The sequence below is a fragment of the Acidovorax cavernicola genome, from assembly GCF_003581445.1.
In genome coordinates, this window is the sequence record NZ_QXMN01000008.1 from 48,927 (window position 1) to 63,744 (window position 14,818).

Annotated in this window: 16 protein-coding genes; 7 read left to right on the forward strand and 9 right to left on the reverse strand. The window is 70.4% G+C overall.

Going from position 1 to position 14,818, the window contains the following annotated elements:
• Positions 1-4: 4 nt before the first annotated feature.
• From D3H34_RS09440 to D3H34_RS34215, 4 genes are all read right to left on the reverse strand, one after another.
• Complete coding sequence (locus D3H34_RS09440) at positions 5-1,174, reverse strand: calcium:cation antiporter (protein ID WP_119553193.1); 1,170 nt, start codon at positions 1,172-1,174, stop codon at positions 5-7.
• Between the two features lie 8 nt (positions 1,175-1,182).
• A complete protein-coding gene (locus D3H34_RS33905) occupies positions 1,183-1,365 on the reverse strand; it encodes a hypothetical protein (RefSeq protein WP_147400414.1) in 183 nt (60 codons plus the stop codon).
• The gene (locus tag D3H34_RS33910; RefSeq protein ID WP_147400415.1) at positions 1,362-1,559 is read right to left on the reverse strand and encodes a hypothetical protein; all 198 of its coding nucleotides are present in this window, start codon (positions 1,557-1,559) and stop codon (positions 1,362-1,364) included. The genes D3H34_RS33905 and D3H34_RS33910 overlap by 4 nt, the downstream gene beginning before the upstream one ends.
• Positions 1,560-1,694: 135 nt before the next feature.
• Positions 1,695-1,850, reverse strand: coding sequence for a hypothetical protein (locus tag D3H34_RS34215; RefSeq protein ID WP_167481160.1), 156 nt, complete (start codon positions 1,848-1,850; stop codon positions 1,695-1,697).
• A gap of 339 nt (positions 1,851-2,189) precedes the next feature.
• Here D3H34_RS34215 and D3H34_RS09445 point away from each other — a divergent pair, with 339 nt between their 5' ends.
• The 4 genes from D3H34_RS09445 to D3H34_RS09460 are packed head-to-tail and all read left to right on the forward strand — an operon-like array spanning position 2,190 to position 7,171.
• Positions 2,190-2,912 carry a DUF3348 domain-containing protein gene (locus D3H34_RS09445; protein WP_119553194.1) on the forward strand — a complete coding sequence of 241 codons (723 nt, stop codon included), beginning with the start codon at positions 2,190-2,192 and terminating at the stop codon, positions 2,910-2,912.
• A 30-nt stretch (positions 2,913-2,942) separates the two neighbouring features.
• Entirely contained in the window at positions 2,943-5,840 is a 2,898-nt protein-coding gene (locus D3H34_RS09450; RefSeq protein WP_119553195.1) for a DUF802 domain-containing protein, read from the forward strand.
• A 1-nt stretch (position 5,841) separates the two neighbouring features.
• Positions 5,842-6,504, forward strand: a complete 663-nt coding sequence (locus tag D3H34_RS09455; protein ID WP_119553196.1) for an OmpA family protein — start codon at positions 5,842-5,844, stop codon at positions 6,502-6,504.
• On the forward strand, positions 6,497-7,171 hold the full coding sequence (locus D3H34_RS09460) for a DUF2894 domain-containing protein (RefSeq protein WP_286185577.1): 675 nt from the start codon (positions 6,497-6,499) through the stop codon (positions 7,169-7,171). Before D3H34_RS09455 ends, D3H34_RS09460 begins: the two co-directional genes overlap by 8 nt.
• A 7-nt stretch (positions 7,172-7,178) precedes the next feature.
• On the opposite strand, the gene D3H34_RS09465 is transcribed toward D3H34_RS09460, so the two are convergent.
• The 5 genes from D3H34_RS09465 to alkB all read right to left on the reverse strand — a co-directional run bounded on the left by D3H34_RS09465 (position 7,179) and on the right by alkB (position 12,312).
• Positions 7,179-7,556, reverse strand: coding sequence for a YkvA family protein (locus tag D3H34_RS09465; RefSeq protein WP_119553279.1), 378 nt, complete (start codon positions 7,554-7,556; stop codon positions 7,179-7,181).
• A 42-nt stretch (positions 7,557-7,598) separates the two neighbouring features.
• Positions 7,599-7,934 (reverse strand): YnfA family protein, encoded by a 336-nt coding sequence (locus D3H34_RS09470; RefSeq protein ID WP_119553280.1) that lies wholly within the window; start codon positions 7,932-7,934, stop codon positions 7,599-7,601.
• Positions 7,935-7,964: 30 nt separating this feature from the next.
• Positions 7,965-9,659 carry an alpha/beta hydrolase gene (locus tag D3H34_RS09475; RefSeq protein WP_119553197.1) on the reverse strand — a complete coding sequence of 565 codons (1,695 nt, stop codon included), beginning with the start codon at positions 9,657-9,659 and terminating at the stop codon, positions 7,965-7,967.
• Between the two features lie 172 nt (positions 9,660-9,831).
• On the reverse strand, positions 9,832-11,646 hold the full coding sequence (locus tag D3H34_RS09480) for an ABC transporter ATP-binding protein (RefSeq protein WP_119553198.1): 1,815 nt from the start codon (positions 11,644-11,646) through the stop codon (positions 9,832-9,834).
• 9 nt (positions 11,647-11,655) lie between these two features.
• A complete protein-coding gene (gene alkB / locus D3H34_RS09485; RefSeq protein ID WP_119553199.1) occupies positions 11,656-12,312 on the reverse strand; it encodes a DNA oxidative demethylase AlkB in 657 nt (218 codons plus the stop codon).
• A gap of 190 nt (positions 12,313-12,502) precedes the next feature.
• Between alkB and D3H34_RS09490 the strand changes: the two genes are divergently transcribed.
• From D3H34_RS09490 to D3H34_RS09500, 3 genes are read left to right on the forward strand one after another with little or no spacing between them, the layout of a single operon-like run.
• The gene (locus D3H34_RS09490; protein ID WP_167481161.1) at positions 12,503-13,177 is read left to right on the forward strand and encodes an STN domain-containing protein; all 675 of its coding nucleotides are present in this window, start codon (positions 12,503-12,505) and stop codon (positions 13,175-13,177) included.
• A gap of 7 nt (positions 13,178-13,184) precedes the next feature.
• Positions 13,185-13,739 carry an RNA polymerase sigma factor gene (locus tag D3H34_RS09495; RefSeq protein WP_119553201.1) on the forward strand — a complete coding sequence of 185 codons (555 nt, stop codon included), beginning with the start codon at positions 13,185-13,187 and terminating at the stop codon, positions 13,737-13,739.
• On the forward strand, positions 13,736-14,752 hold the full coding sequence (locus D3H34_RS09500) for a FecR family protein (protein WP_119553202.1): 1,017 nt from the start codon (positions 13,736-13,738) through the stop codon (positions 14,750-14,752). Before D3H34_RS09495 ends, D3H34_RS09500 begins: the two co-directional genes overlap by 4 nt.
• Positions 14,753-14,818 lie beyond the last annotated feature (66 nt).

A 14,818-nucleotide genomic window follows, 5' to 3' on the forward strand; every position in this document is an offset into this window, starting at 1 on the left:
AGCCTCAGGGCAGGAACAGCAGCATTCCGTACACCGCGAACAGCAGGAGGTGCATGAGCCCCTGGATCGGCGACGTGCGCTGCCCGTTGAAGCTCAGCATCGTCAGCACGGCAGTCACCGCGAACAGCAGCGTTTCAGCGCCGGAGATGCCCATGACCACCTGCTTGCCCGTGACCAGCCCGATCACCAGCACCGCTGGCACCGTGAGTCCGACGGTGGAGACGAAGGCCCCCAGGCACAGGTTGACGGCGCGCTGCATCTCGTTGTTCATCGCGGCGCGCACGGCGGTGATCGACTCGGGCGTGAACACGATGATGGCGATGAGCACACCGCCCACGGCCGCTGGTGCGCCGGCTGCGGCGATGCCGTAGTCGGCGACCACCGCGAGGTAGTGCGCCAGCAGCACGATGGGCAGGATCATCGCGAGCAACAGCAGCGAGCGAACGACCACGGCGCGTTTGTCCAGGCCGCCGTGATCGGTCTGCGTGGCGGGTGAGGGCGTGGGTGAGGGCATGGTCGCCCGAACCGACAACCGCCCCGTCTCCGGCTGGATGAAGAAGCGCTGGTGGCTGCGCATCTGCATCCAGAGAAAGGCGCCGTACAGCACGGCGGTGAGCACCGACATGCCGATGGCCTGCACGGGCGTGAACTCGCCCGCGCCCGAAGTGTGGTTGGGCAGTACCAGCGCCGTGCCGGTGAGCAGCACGATCATCGACAGGTAGGCGGTGGTGCCCTGGGCGTTGTATTCCTGGTCGCCGTGGCGGGCCGAACCGGCGATGAGGCAGATGCCGATGACCAGGTTCAGGATGATCATCATCACGGCGAAGATCGAGTCGCGACCGATGGTCGGGAACTCGCCGGGGCCGAGCAGCACCGACGCGATCAGGATCACCTCGATCGACACGATCGAGAGCGTCAGGATCAGCGTGCCGTAGGGCTCGCCCAGCTGGTGCGCCAGGTGGTCCGCCTCGCGCACCACGCCGAACGAGGCGGCCAGGATGGTGACGAACAACGCGAGGAAGACGCAGACGGCCACCACGGGGCTGATCGGCGCGGCCAGCCAGCGGTCGCCAAAGGCGACGAAGAGCCCGACCACCAGCCAGGCGGCGGCGATCAGGGCCCAGGTGGCGGGCGGCACCAGGCGGGACGGAGGGCTTGTTGGGCTTGTTGTCATGTGCGTTGTCACTCCGACATCAGAAGGGAAGCCAGGGCCAGCATGCCGCTGCCCGCCAGGCTGAGCGCGCTCGCGACCCACAGGGCCTTCACGTCGCGGGGCTCGCATTGTTCGCGGCGCGCATGCCAGGCGGCGTAGGCGAGGGCCACCGCCATGGTCAACGCGGGCCAGTGCAGATCAAGACCGTTCATCGCGCGGCTCCCGATCGTGTGAACTCACGTGGAAATTCAGCGCGGTAGGACAGCCGCGTCGCGCCCGTGCGCACGTGCAGGCGCACGGCACCGAGCGTCAGCCGGAAGGCATCCGGCTCGCAGGCATGAGGAAGGCGAAAAAGAAGGAGGAAACGTTGCGCCGCGAGGCGCCAGGAAGAGAGCAGTGTGGCCATGTCGAAACTTCGTGAGAAGTCAGGAAAGGGCCGTCCCTTGCAAGGTGGAGGTGCAAGGCCGAGGTCGTCCTCGGCCCGGTTCGCGCAGGGCGCACGAACGCAAAAATGATAGCAGGGAAATCTCGGGCAGCGACCTCAGCCGCCGCGTGCGCGCACCTGGGCGGCGTGCACGATGCGGGCGTTGTCCACCTTCTGCTTGGACAGAAGCTGGGGCTTGTTGCAGCGCGAGCAGCGGTACAGGCGCAGCCAGGGCAGCAGGCGCATCCACCCGCTGCGCGGCTGGCGATCCATGTCCGCGAGGTGGCAGGGGCAGGCGGAAACCGAATGAGATGACGACATTTGTCCAATCGACCATGCAGTCCAGAACCCACCCTGACCGAGCTCTGCGGCTCTTCGGTTTCCTGGGAAATGAAAGTATTCATTCTTGCGACAAATGTAAACAAGCACACTCACCTGTTCTGGGTATTCGGTGTGTCTTGACGCGGAAACGGCCGTCCTTCCGGGGCCCGGTTTCTTCGGTTTCTGTCGCAGACTGTTTCACTTCTCCGATGCCTTCCGTGCACCAGTTCACAGAGGAGAAGCGCCCAGTTGACCGGTGTAAACTGCCCGGTTTTCTCCCTCTCTCGCGGTATGGTGCAAGTGTCACGGCGCACAGGCTTCACCGGCTCGGCGCTCACTCGCTTGCTCGCTCAATTGAGCGACACCGACGTTCCCGAATCCAGGCAAGCCCTCGCGGATCGTTTGGGTCAGTGGTTCAGTTGGACCGATGCCATCTCCCTGTCTGCAGCTCTGGATTCCGATCTGGGCGTAGCCCTGCCCGGCGCCCGGGCGTCCGACGCCACCGAGGAGGCGCTGGAATGCGCGCGCCTGAAGGCCGCGCTGGCCAAGGCCAATGCCGAAGGCGGCGTGGCCTCCGTGCTGCCGGGCGCGAACGACGACTTTCCGCCGTACCGCCGCCGCTACTTCGCACGCCAGCAGGCCATGGAAACAGGCATCGAGCCGCTGCGTGCCCGCCTGCGGGCCCGGCTGGCGACGCGCTCACCCGAACTGGCCCGGCTGGCCGCGGTGGACGCCATCCTGGAACAGGTGGTGGGCGCCCGCGAGCGCAGCCTGCTGGCGACCGTGCCCGCGCTGCTGGAGAAACACTTCAAGCGCCTGCGTGACACCGATCTGGCCCACCGGGCAGACCAGGCCGCGCAGGACGCACACCCCGACAACCCCCCGCCAGCACCGACCGCCGCCGGCGGCTGGCTGGACGTGTTCGGCCGCGACATGCAAAGCGTGCTGCGGGCCGAACTGGACATTCGCATGCAACCGGTCGAAGGCCTGCTCGAAGCCCTTCGCGATCGCTAGCCAGCAGCCCTCAAGAGACAACAAGCCTTCATGAACAGATTTTTCCAATACGCCGTCTTCATCGCGGGCCTGGCCGTCGTGTGCTGGGTCGGTGCCAGCTACGTCGGCTCCAACCCGCTGGCCCTGGTGATCACGGTGCTGATCGGCGCGTTCTACCTGATGGGCGCGCTGGAACTGCACCGCTTCCACCAGGCCACCGGCACGCTGTCGCACGCCGTGAGCGACCTGTCGGCGCCACCGGCCAGCCTCGGCGATTGGCTCGGTGCACTGCATCCCTCGCTGCGCAACGCGGTGCGCCTGCGCGTCGAGGGCGAGCGCGTCGGCCTGCCGGGCCCGGCCCTCACGCCGTACCTCGCGGGGCTGCTGGTGTTGCTGGGCATGCTGGGCACCTTCCTGGGCATGGTGGTCACGCTCAACGGCACCGGATTGGCGCTCGAAAGCGCGACCGACGTGCAGGCCATCCGCAACTCGCTGTCGGCGCCCGTGCGCGGCCTGGGCCTGGCCTTCGGCACCTCGGTGGCGGGCGTGGCGGCATCGGCCATGCTGGGCCTGGCCTCGGCGCTGTGCCGGCGCGAACGGCTGCTGGCCGGGCAGGCGCTCGACACGCAGATCGCGACCACCTTGCGCGGCCATTCGCTGGCGCACCGCCGTGATGAGTCGTTCCGCCTGATGCAGCAGCAGGCCGAGGCGATTCCCGCGCTGGTCGGCCAGCTGCAGGCCGTGGTCGCCGCCATGGAACAGCAGAACCAGGCGCAGGGCCAACGCCTGCTCGCGAGCCAGGACAGCTTCCATCAGAAGACCGAGGCGATCTACAGCGGGCTGGCCTCGTCGGTCGATCGCTCGCTCAAGGACAGCCTGGCCGAAAGCGCCCGCATCGCCGGCGCGTCGATCCAGCCGGTGGCCCAGGCCATGCCCGAGATGATCGGCCAGCTCCAGGCGTTGATGGCGACGATGGAGCGCCAGGGCCAGGCGCAGGCCGAGCGCCTCGTCGCCAGCCAGGACAGCTTCCATCAGAAGGCCGAAGCCGCGTACAGCGGCCTCGCGGCCTCGGTCGATCGCGCACTGAAAGACAGCGTGACCGACAGCGCCCGCCTCGCGGGCGCGACGATCCAGCCCGTGGTGGAGGCCGCCATGGCCGGCATCGCGCGCGAGGCGGCTTCGCTGCACGGCGGCGTGGCGCAAGCGGTGCAGCTGCAGCTCGAAGGCCTGTCGAGCCGCTTCGATGCCTCGACCGCCGGCGTTGCCGACACCTGGAAGGCCGCGCTGGCCGAGCACCAGCGCGCGAGCGGCGCGCTGTCCGAGGACCTGCGTGGCACGCTGGAGCGTTTCGCCGAGACCTTCGCGCAGCGCTCGGACGCACTGGTTGCGGGCGTGTCCGAACGGCTGCAAAGCACCGTGGGTGGCGTCTCCGAGACCTGGGGCAGCGCGCTGGCGCAGCATCAGCGTGTGAGCGAGCAGTACTCGGGCGAGGCACACCGCGCGCTCGTCGCGGCGGCGGCCGCGTTCGAGCAGCACTCGGCCTCGCTGTTGCAGACGGTCGGCCAGGCGCATGCCGGCCTGCAGACCGAGCTGGCGGCACGCGACGCGCAGCGCCTCGCGGCCTGGACCGGCTCGCTCGAGACCATGGCGGTCTCGCTGCGCAAGGAATGGCAGGAGGCCGGTGCACACACGCTGGACCAGCAGCTGCAACTGAGCGACACGCTGGCGCAGACCGTGCGCGAGATGACCGACCGGTCCGACGTCCATGCCAAGCAGACCGTGGCCGAGGTCACGCAACTGCTGCAGGCCGCTTCGGAAGCGCCCAAGGCGGCGGCTTCGCTGCTGGAAGGCGTGCGCGAGGCGCACGCGAACCTGCAGACCGAGCTGGCGGTGCGAGACGCGCAGCGCCTGTCGAGCTGGACCGAGTCGCTCGAAGGCATGGCCGCGACGCTGCGCCAGGAATGGCAGCAGGCCGGAGCGCAGTCGCTGAGCCAGCAGCAGCAACTGAGCGACACGCTGGCGCAGACCGTGCGCGGCATGACCGCCCAGTCGGAAGCGCATGCGAAGCAGACCGTGGCCGAAGTCTCCCAGCTGCTGCAGGCGGCGTCGGAAGCGCCCAAGGCCGCGGCCTCGCTGCTGGAGGGCGTGCGCGAGGCGCATGCGAGCCTGCAGACCGAACTCGCCACGCGCGACGCGCAGCGCCTCGCGGCCTGGAGCGAATCGCTCGAGACCGTGGCAGCCTCGCTGCAGAAGGAATGGCAGCAGGCCGGCGCGCACAGCCTGAGCCAGCAACAGCAGATGAGCGAGACGCTCGCGCAGACCGTGCGCGACATGTCGGCGCAGGCCGAGGCGAACGCCAAGCAGACCGTTGCCGAAGTCGCGCAGCTGCTGCAGGTGGCGGCCGAAGCGCCGAAGGCCGCGGCCGACGTGATCGCCGAACTGCGCCAGAAATTGTCCGACGGCATGGCGCGCGACAACGACATGCTGGAAGAGCGCAACCGCATCCTCGGCACACTCGAAACCCTGCTCGGCGCGGTGAACCACGCGTCGACCGAACAGCGCACCGCGATCGATGCGCTGGTCACGGCCTCGGCGGAGATGATGGAGCGCGTCGGCAGCAGCTTTACCGAGAAGGTCGAGAGCGAGACCGAGAAGATGGCCGGCATCGCCGCGCAGATCACCGGCGGCGCGGTCGAGGTGGCGAGCCTGGGCGAGGCCTTCGGTTTCGCCGTGCAGCGCTTCGGCGAATCGAACGACAAGCTGGTGGCCCACCTGCAGCGCATCGAAGGCGCGCTTGGCAAGTCGCTGGCGCGCAGCGACGAGCAGCTGGCCTACTACGTGGCGCAGGCGCGCGAGGTGATCGACCTGAGCATCATGTCGCAGAAGCAGATCGTCGAAGACCTGCAGCAGTTCGCGAGCCGCCAGGCCGCTGTGAGCGCCGAGGCCTGAGATGGTGCGCGACGAAATCGACCTCGACGCCGGCCTGGAGCCGACCGTCCCGGTGTGGGCGGTGTTCGGCGACCTGATGTCGGGCATGCTGGGCGCGTTCGTGCTGATCCTGGTGTGCGTGCTCGGCATGCAGCTGGACCTGGCGAGCCGCCTGGAAACCGAGGTGCAGCAGCGCCGCGCCGAGTCGCAGCGCCGCGAAGCGCTCGAACAGGCACTGGCCGGCCCGCTCGCCGCGGGCCGCGTGACGCTCAACAACGGCCGCATCGGCATCAGCGGCAGCGTGCTGTTCGCCTTCAACTCCGCCGATCTGCAACCGGGCGGCCGGCAGTTGCTCAAGAGCCTGGCCGGCCCGCTGGGTGCCTACCTGAAGGCACGCGACGAGATCCTGATGGTGAGCGGCTTCACCGACGACCGCCAGATGCGCGACGGCGCGCGCCTGTTCGCCGACAACTGGGAACTGTCCGCCCAGCGCGCGCTCACCGTGACGCGCGCGCTGATCGAAGAGGGCGTGCCCTCGTCGTCGGTGTTCGCCGCCGCATTCGGCGCCGAGCAGGCCGTGGCCTCGAACGGCGATGCCGAAGGCCGCGCGAAGAACCGGCGCGTGGAGATGGCGCCGACGCCCCGGCCTTCGAACGCGCCCGCACCTGCGAAGCCCCGTGAGTAACGACGCAGCGCCCGACGAACAGGCCCACGCCGTCGACGTGATCGACGCGATGGCCGCGCTCGACGCCTGGCGCGCGCACGGTGACGACCGCTTCGACCCGGTGCGCTTTCGCTTCATCGAGGCGATGGTGCAGCGCGCCGCGGCGCACGAGGGCGAGGCGCGGCGCCTGCTGGATGCGCGGCTGGCAAGCCTGATGGCGTCCTACCGCGCCGACCTCGACAAGGCTGCGTCCGAGACGCAGGCACCGGAAACCGCGCAGCCGGACAACGCACTCGCGGAACTGGTGGCGCACATCGCCCGGCTCGCCCCGCTGCCGCCCCCGTCCGACGCGGCGGCAACGGATGGCGACACCGTGCCCAGCCTGTCCACCGCGCCCGAGCTCAAGACCCTGAGCTATTTCCGCGGCACCTGGTCGAAGCTCGCCGCCGACCAGCGCGTGACGCAATCGCTCGCCCAGGTGCCGAAGAACGCCGGCCCGCTCAACACGCAGCACCTCGTGCAGCGCGCGCTCACGCTGATGCGCGACCTGTCGCCGCAGTACCTGCAGCGCTTCATGGTGCACGTCGATGCGCTGCTGTGGATCGAGCAGGCGAATGCCGCCGCCGAGGCCGCGCGCGTGGCGCGCACCGAGAGCCCGCGCAAGGGTTCGCGCAGCCGCGCCAGCTGAGCAAGGCTCAGCGCGGCCAGAGCCACCAGGCCAGCCCGGCCGCCACCGCCAGCCAGATGCCGATGACCAGGGCCATGCCGGCTCTGCTCGCAGGCCGGCTGCCGGTGCGGGCCATCCAGTCCTCGGCGCGCTCGCGGCTGCGGGCGATGACCTCGGGTGGCAGCAGATGCACCGTGAGCCAGAGCAGCGCGGGCAGCAGCAGCACGTCGTCGAGGTAGCCGAGCACGGGAATGAAGTCGGGGATCAGGTCGATCGGGCTCAGTGCATAGGCCACGGTGAACCAGCACAGTGCCTTCGGCAGCCACGGCGTTGCGGGGTCGCGGCAGGCGAACCAGAGGGTGACGGCGTCGCGCTTGATGCGGCGTGCCCAATCCCGGAGGTTCATCGCGCGCAAGAAAGCCTCCACCGAAAGCTTCTATCGAAAGCTTCAGCCGGCACTGCGCGGCCCGAACATGATGATGCCCATGCCGACGAAGCACACGGCCACGCCGACCCAGTCGCTGGTCGAGGGCGTCACCTTGTCCACGGCCCAGAGCCACAGCACGGCCACGCCGATGTAGACGCCGCCGTAAGCCGCATACACGCGGCCTGCAGCGGTCGGGTGCAGCGAGAGCAGCCATGCGAAGAGCGCCAGGCTCAGCGCGGCGGGCACGAGCAACCACGCCGAGCGGTCCTGCTTGAGCCACAGGTAGGGCAGGTAGCAGCCGACGATTTCCGCGAGTGCGGTCGCGATGAAGAGTCCCAGGGTCTTGAGCAGGTCCATGGCCGCCATTGTGGCGGCCGGCTGCGAAGGTCAGGGTTGTGGTCGGCCGGGGCCCGTGCCCGGGCGCGACGACGGCTCCCACACATCGGGCGTGGTCGCGACGAGCGACTTGAAGTCTTTCCACGGCCGCGCGCCGGGCACCGCGCGCCCGCCGACGATCACCCCCTTGGCGTAGGCCACCATGCGCTCGCGCAGGTAGCGGCGCTCGGATTCGGGCCAGGTCTCGATGGCGTGCGGGCCGCGCGACAGCACGATCTCCTTCACGCCGCGGATGCGGTTGTAGGCGGCCACGGTGCCTTCGAGCGATTCGGCGCGGTCCCACAGGCCCTTGCCGAAGAAGGCGGCGGGCCAGCGGTCCATGCCCGCGAGCGTGGCCGAGTTCGGATAGAAAAGGATGTGGTGGTCCGCCGCCATGCCGCCCAGGAACAGGTTGCGGTCGGCCAGGTCGGGCGCATCGGGCAGGTAGCCCGCGCCGCTGGCGAACGACGACAGCAGGATCGCGCCGCGGATGTTGCGCCAGCCGCGCGCCGGCGTGCAGTTGGGCACGGGCATGTCGAAGCTGCAGGCGGCGACGTAGTTGCGCGTCATGGCCCAGGCGGTCGACATCGAGCCGCGCGAGTAGCCGCCCAGCAGCAGCGGGATCTCGCTGGCCTTCTGGCCCGCGAGCAGGCGCCCGCGCGCGGCCTGGCCTTCGAGCAGTTGGCCCGAGGGTGTGAGCAGTCGCAGGCCCTGGCCGTTCTCGAGTTGGGCGAGCGCGCGGAACACGTCTTCGCCCTGTTCGAGGGTGTTGGTGTCGCTCACGCCGCCCGACAAGCCTTCGCCGCGCCGGTCGTAGGCCAGCACGTCGAAGCCGGCCTGGTTCAGCGCGTGCAGGTTCTCGCGCCACCAGCGCTGGCCCATGGCCTCGGTGGTGCCGTTGGGGAACGACACCGGCACGGCCTTGCCACTGGCTGCGTCGACGCGGTAGGCCACCTCGTCCGGGTGCTGGATGGCCGTGAGCTGGCCGCCACCGCCCGCTGCCATGACGGCGAGGGCGCGCACCTTGCGGCCACGCCCGTCGTCCACGCCCGCGCCTTCGATGTACCAGCCGCGCAGCTTGATCGGATCGGCGAGCTTCAGGTCGAAGCGCTCGAAGGCGTCGCGCGGCACGGTGAACTCGACGATGGACGTGCGTGCGTCGGCCTCGGCAATGCCTTCACGGTAGGGCGCCTTCGCGAAGAAGGCGGGGCGGCGGATCTGCTTCAGGTCGACCGTCGGGCTGTCGGCATCGATGCGTCCGGCCGGATCGACCGCGCCGGTCACGCGCGTGGCGCGTGCCTTGTTGGGTGGCAGCCAGCGCTGCATCTGTGCGTTCACACGCGCGAAGCAGGCCGGCTCGGCCTTGCAGGTGCGCCAGCGCGCCTTGAGCCGGTCGTCGGTGAACTCGCCCACGTGGTAGTCGCCGCCCGCGTAGCCGGCGGGCGCGGGGTAGGCGCTCATGAGCACCGGCACGCACACGCGCGGGCCGCCTGCGTTCACGGCGGTGCCGGCTTGCGGCAGCAGGTACCCGCCCACCATCGCGTTGCGGTCGGCGCCGACCCAGGCGACGCAGTCGGTCGGCGGCGGCTTGCTGGCAGCGGCCTGGCGCTGGGCGGCGGTGGTGCCGGGTGTGCAGGCCGACAGGCCCATCAGGGTGCCGAGCAGGGCGAGCGGAAGAATGGCGCGACGGACGCAAGAAGGGCGCATGGGGCGGGAAACGCTCGCGGAATGAAGAACCATGTGATTGGAACGCAGCCTGAGCGCAAAACGGCGACTCGCTCCGGCCAACGTGAACAAATGGGTGTCGATACTCTTGCAGAAGACGTGCCAGCGCGGCGGGTGCGAAAGCCGCCTTCTGGCGCAGGAGGGATCCTACTGGTCACGACCGGGGCGGCGTGTCCCGAAGCTGGGGCTGGCGCGCCAGCACCTCGTCGCGCGGGCCGTGGTCGCGCACGTGGCCGGCTTCCATGAGGATCACGGTGTCGAAGCGGTCGAGCAGGCTCAGCCGGTGCACCGAGGCGATCACGCAGGCCTGCGGAAACGCCGCCGCGATGCGCCCCAGCACGCGCGCCTCGGTGGCGGCGTCCAGCGCGCTGGTGGGCTCGTCGAGCAGCAGCAGCGAACTGCCTTCGGCCGCGAGCACGCCGCGCGCCAGGCACAGCCGCTGGCGCTGTCCGCCCGACAGGTTGAAACCGCGTTCCGAGATCGCGCTGTCGAGGTCGCCGCGCGTGGCCTGCAGCACCTCGTCGAAGGTGCTCACATGCAAGGCGGCGCGCAGGCGTTCGTCGTGGCAAGGGCGCCCGAAGGCCAGGTTCTCGCGCACGCTGGCTTCGAACAGCTCGGTCTCCTGCGGGATCAGCGTGGCGAGCTGGCGCAGCCGGGGCCAGTCGGTTCGCACGCCGTCGAGCGTGAGCGTGCCGCCGTGCGGTGCATACAGGCCGGCCAGCACGCGCAGCAGCGTGCTCTTGCCGCCGCCGCTGGGGCCGACCAGTGCGACACGCTGGCCCCGGCGCAGCGCGAGCGCCACGTCGTGCAGGCCGCTGCGCGCGGGTGCGGCGGGGTCGTCTGCAACAGCGCCGCGCGGGGCGTAGCGCCATTGCAGCTGCCCGACCTGAAGTTGCGTCCACGGCGCCTCGGCGTCGATGCGTTCATGCGCGGGCACTTCCTCGGGCGGTGCTTGGAGCGTGGCACTCGTGGGCGCGTGCCAGATCGGTTCGGCGCTGCTGTAGTCGGTGTGCATGCGCGCGAAGAAGCTGAAGTTCGCCGCCACCGACGTCACGACGCCGGCCGCCTGCTGGGCGTACTGGTAGATCATGAACACCGCGCCCAGCATCACGGCCTGGCCCGGCGCGCGGGCTTGCCACACGTAGATCACCACCAGGCCCCAGGTCAGCGCCAACCCCATCAGGTCGACCGCGAACCACTTGCCTTCGTTGAGCACCACGGTGCGCTTCAGCGGCAGCGAGATCGCCGCCATGCGCCGGCGCAGCAGCAGGCGCGAGGCGCCCTGCAGCCGCAGGCCGATCACGGTCGAGGCGTTGCCCAGGAAGTCGAGCAGCGCGGCCACGTAGCGCCGGTCGGTGTCGTTCTCGGCGCGCGCCAGCTTCATGAGCGCGCGGTCGATGCGCACGATCACCACGCCGATCAGCACGTAGCCCGCGAGCGCCGTCGCGCCGCTGGTGCGCGACAGCAGCGCCAGCGCCACCAGCGGCCCGACGAAGTTGACCGCGTTGGTGAGCCAGATGAACTGGTTCTGCGCGAAGTCCGCCAGCGCGCGGCTGGCCTGGTGCACGCGGTGCTGCAGCTCGCCCGAGTGGTGGCTGTCGTGCCATGCGAGGGGCGCGGCGGCGATGCGTGCGTAGAGCTGGTCGGCGAGCGTCTCGCGCACCTTCAGGCCCACGTTGCGTTCCAGGATGCGCCCCGGCCCGTGCAGTGCCCATGCGCCGACGTACACGCCGGCGAGCGTGGCGATCCAGCGGCCGGCCGCTGGCAGGTCGCCGCGCTGCAAGGCGTTGATGGCCTGGCCGGCGAGGTAAGGCAGCGTGAGGCGGATCAGCTGCGAACTCGCGAGCAGCGCGGTGGCGCCGAGCAACTGGGCACGTGCGCCGGCCGCGAAATGCCACAGCGCGGCATAGAGTGCGCGGATCGCGCGGCCGGGGGATTCGGTGGTCGAGATCGTTGTCGTATCTGTCATGCGTGCGCTTCAGCCGGCCTTGCGGAAGGTGAGGTTGATGCGCTGAGCACCCCATCGTGCATCCAGCAGGTGCGGCGCGTCCTTGAGCGGCAGCACGCCGTGAAAGCGCAGCCGGTCCACGCCGCCCCACACCACCACGTCGCCGTGCACCAGCGGAATGCGCACGGTCTTGTCGCTGCGTGCGAGCCCGCCGAACTGGAACGTCGCCGGCATGCCCAGCGACACCGACACGATCGGCGCGCCATGGTCGCGCTCGTCGCGGTCCTGGTGCAGCGAGAGCCGGCTGCCCGGCTGGTAGCGGTTGACCAGGCAGGCGTCGGGTGCAAAGCCGTCGAAGCCTGCCAGTGCCGCCGCGTCGCGCGCGAGCAGCGCGAAGGCCTCGGGCATCGCGGGCCAGGGCGCGCCGCTGTCGGGATCGACCGCGCTGTAGCGGTAGCCGCGCCGGTCGCTGGTCCAGCCGAGCGCGCCGCAGTTGGTGAGCGCGACCGACATGGTGAAGCCGCCCGGCGTGACCAGGTGACGGAACGGCGCACGCGCGGCCACGTCGCCGATGGCATCGAGCAGCGCATCGACGCGCGGCAGCGCGAAGCCCGGCAGCACGAAGGCGGCCGGGCCGATCGGCTCGCGCGCGGCGCGTGGCGGGGCGTCGAAGAGGTCGAACGTCATGGGGGCATTGTCGCCAGCGACGGGGGCGGTCTGGCGTGTTGTCCGCGCCTGCAATGCATTCAAGCTGTCACAAAGCGTCACTAGCATTCCGAGCACCAAAGCAGTACCCGGCACCGCCCGCATCTGCGATTCCTCCTTCGTCACAGGACCCGGCATGTCTCGCGTTGCTCGGTCACGGTGGGTGTGTGTCTTGACCCTGATCCTCGGAATTCTGTCCCTCGCGGCCGTGTCGCATGCCGGCGAACCCGTGCCATCGCCCGATGCGGCGGGGCGCGTGGTGTTCGACCTGCCGGCCCAGCCGCTGGCCACGGCCCTGCAGGTCTATGCGCAGGCGACGGGGCAGTCCGTGTTCTTCGACGGGCAGCTCACCGCCGGCCTGGAGTCCGCGCCGCTGCACGGCGCGTTCACGCCGCGCGACGCATTGCAGCGCCTGCTGGCCGGCACACGGCTGGCCGCGCGCCACACCGATGCGCGCACCTTCACGCTGGTCGAGGCCGAGACATCCACGTCTGAGATCGCCTCAGCACCGACCGCGCCCGCCGCTCCTGCGATGTCTCCACGCGACGCGCGTGTGGTGCAGCAGGCGCTGGAACGCACGCTGTGCCGCTGGCCGCATGCGCGCCCCGGTACCTACCGCGCGCTCGTGCAGCTGTGGGTCGGACGGGATGGCCATGTGCGGCGCACGCGGCTGCTCAGTTCCACCGGCCTGGCGCAACGCGACGCCGCGCTCGAGGCCGCAATGAACACGCTGGTGCTCGATCGCCCGCCCGAAGGCGAGGCCGACCAACCCCTGGCCGTGCTGCTGCTGCCGCGCACGGGCAACCGCCCCGACGTCTGCGACGCGGTGGCGTCTCCCGTTTCCTGAGCACGCCGTGGAACAGGACACCCCCGGCTTTCTGCGCAGCCTGCTGACCAGCCGCTACATCGACTTCCGCAACCGGCTGCGTCGCCGCCTGGGCTCCGAGGAGCAGGCCGACGACGTGCTGCACGAAACCTGGCTGCGCGTGCAGCGCATGAGCGACCCCGGCCCGGTGCAAAGCCCCGTGGCCTACCTGCTGCGCATCGCGTCCAATGTGGCGGAAGACCGGCGCATCTCGCACGGGCGCCTGCTCGACTTCGTGGAGGTCGAGGAACTGCTGCACTTTTCCGACGACAGCCACGATCCGGCCCGTGTCTCGGAGGCGCGCAGCGAGGTGCAGGCGCTGGAGCGTGCGCTGGAGGAGCTGCCGCGCCGCCGCCGCGACATCTTCATCGCCTCGCGCGTGGACGAGACGCCGCATGCCGACCTTGCCCGGCGCTACGGCGTGTCGGTGCGCATCGTCGAGCGCGAAGTGAAGGCCGCGCTGGTGCATTGCGCGGGTCGTTTGGGGCGCGATGTGATCCAGAGGTTCGGTCCCGGGGCCGGAAAACAGTCTGAGAAGACATGAAGGCTGCTCACACCCCGACCGACCGCGCGGCGCTGGACGCCCAGGCCCACGACTGGCTCGTGCGCCTGACCTCCGGCCGCGCCACCACGGGCGACGCGCAGGACTTCCGCCGCTGGTGCGCCCGCAGCCCGGAGCACGCGCAAGCCATGACCGAGGCGACGCGACTGTGGGACCTGACCCGGCCTGCTGCCGAAGCTGTCGCGCGACGCGTGCCCGTCGCGGACGCTGCGCCGCGCGCGGCAACGGCCATCGCCGCGTCGCGCCCACCTGCATTCGGCCGCCGCCATTTCCTCGGTGCCGCGCTCGCGGCCGGCGCCGCCGCCTTCGTGGTGGTGCGACCGCCCGCCGGCCTGTGGCCCGCGCTGTCCGACATGACGGCCGACTACCGTACCGGCACCGGCGAACAGCGCCGCGTGGTGCTGGCCGACGCGGCGGTGGTCGAGATGAACACGCAGACCAGCCTCAACCTCGCACGCGGCGCCGAGGGCGAGCCGCCCGCGCTCGACATGCTCGGCGGCGAGGCGCAGGTGCTGCTCGATGCGGCGCGGCGCACGCCCTTCACCATGACGGTGGGCGGCGCGCGCCTCGTGGCCGCGGCGGCCAGCCGCTTCAACGTGCGCGCGACCGGCGGCGAGGTGTGCGTGACCTGTTTCGCGGGCTCGGTGGAGTTGCGCGACGGCGAGCGCGTGCTGGTGGCCGGCCAGGCGCAGCAGATCCGCTACGGCAGCCGGGGGTCGGGCGAGGCCGAGGTGGCGCGTGCGCCCGATCTCGCGGCGGTGAGCGCGTGGCGCGAGCGCGTGCTGGTGTTCGACGACACGCCGCTCGCGGCCGTGGTCGACGAGATCAACCGCTATCGCCCGGGCCGCCTCATCGTCACGCGTGCCGAACTCGGCCGCCGCAAGGTGCAGGCACGGCTGCGGCTGGACGAGCTGCCGCACGTCGAGACGCTGATCGCCGTGAGCTACGGCGCGAAGCTCACGTCGTTGCCCGCGGGCATCGTGCTGCTCGGGTAGCTGCGTCGTGTGACGCGGCTGTGAAAAAGAAGCCCGTCCCTTCGCGCCCGCAAATATTCCCGAACT

Coding starts and splice junctions, on each gene's coding strand:
- D3H34_RS09440 (WP_119553193.1), bottom strand. CDS start 1,174: ATGACAACAAGCCCAACAAGCCCTCCGTCCCGCCTGGTGCCGCCCGCC.
- D3H34_RS33905 (WP_147400414.1), bottom strand. CDS start 1,365: ATGAACGGTCTTGATCTGCACTGGCCCGCGTTGACCATGGCGGTGGCC.
- D3H34_RS33910 (WP_147400415.1), bottom strand. CDS start 1,559: ATGGCCACACTGCTCTCTTCCTGGCGCCTCGCGGCGCAACGTTTCCTC.
- D3H34_RS34215 (WP_167481160.1), bottom strand. CDS start 1,850: ATGGATCGCCAGCCGCGCAGCGGGTGGATGCGCCTGCTGCCCTGGCTG.
- D3H34_RS09445 (WP_119553194.1), top strand. CDS start 2,190: ATGGTGCAAGTGTCACGGCGCACAGGCTTCACCGGCTCGGCGCTCACT.
- D3H34_RS09450 (WP_119553195.1), top strand. CDS start 2,943: ATGAACAGATTTTTCCAATACGCCGTCTTCATCGCGGGCCTGGCCGTC.
- D3H34_RS09455 (WP_119553196.1), top strand. CDS start 5,842: ATGGTGCGCGACGAAATCGACCTCGACGCCGGCCTGGAGCCGACCGTC.
- D3H34_RS09465 (WP_119553279.1), bottom strand. CDS start 7,556: ATGAACCTCCGGGATTGGGCACGCCGCATCAAGCGCGACGCCGTCACC.
- D3H34_RS09470 (WP_119553280.1), bottom strand. CDS start 7,934: ATGGACCTGCTCAAGACCCTGGGACTCTTCATCGCGACCGCACTCGCG.
- D3H34_RS09475 (WP_119553197.1), bottom strand. CDS start 9,659: ATGCGCCCTTCTTGCGTCCGTCGCGCCATTCTTCCGCTCGCCCTGCTC.
- D3H34_RS09480 (WP_119553198.1), bottom strand. CDS start 11,646: ATGACAGATACGACAACGATCTCGACCACCGAATCCCCCGGCCGCGCG.
- alkB (WP_119553199.1), bottom strand. CDS start 12,312: ATGACGTTCGACCTCTTCGACGCCCCGCCACGCGCCGCGCGCGAGCCG.
- D3H34_RS09500 (WP_119553202.1), top strand. CDS start 13,736: ATGAAGGCTGCTCACACCCCGACCGACCGCGCGGCGCTGGACGCCCAG.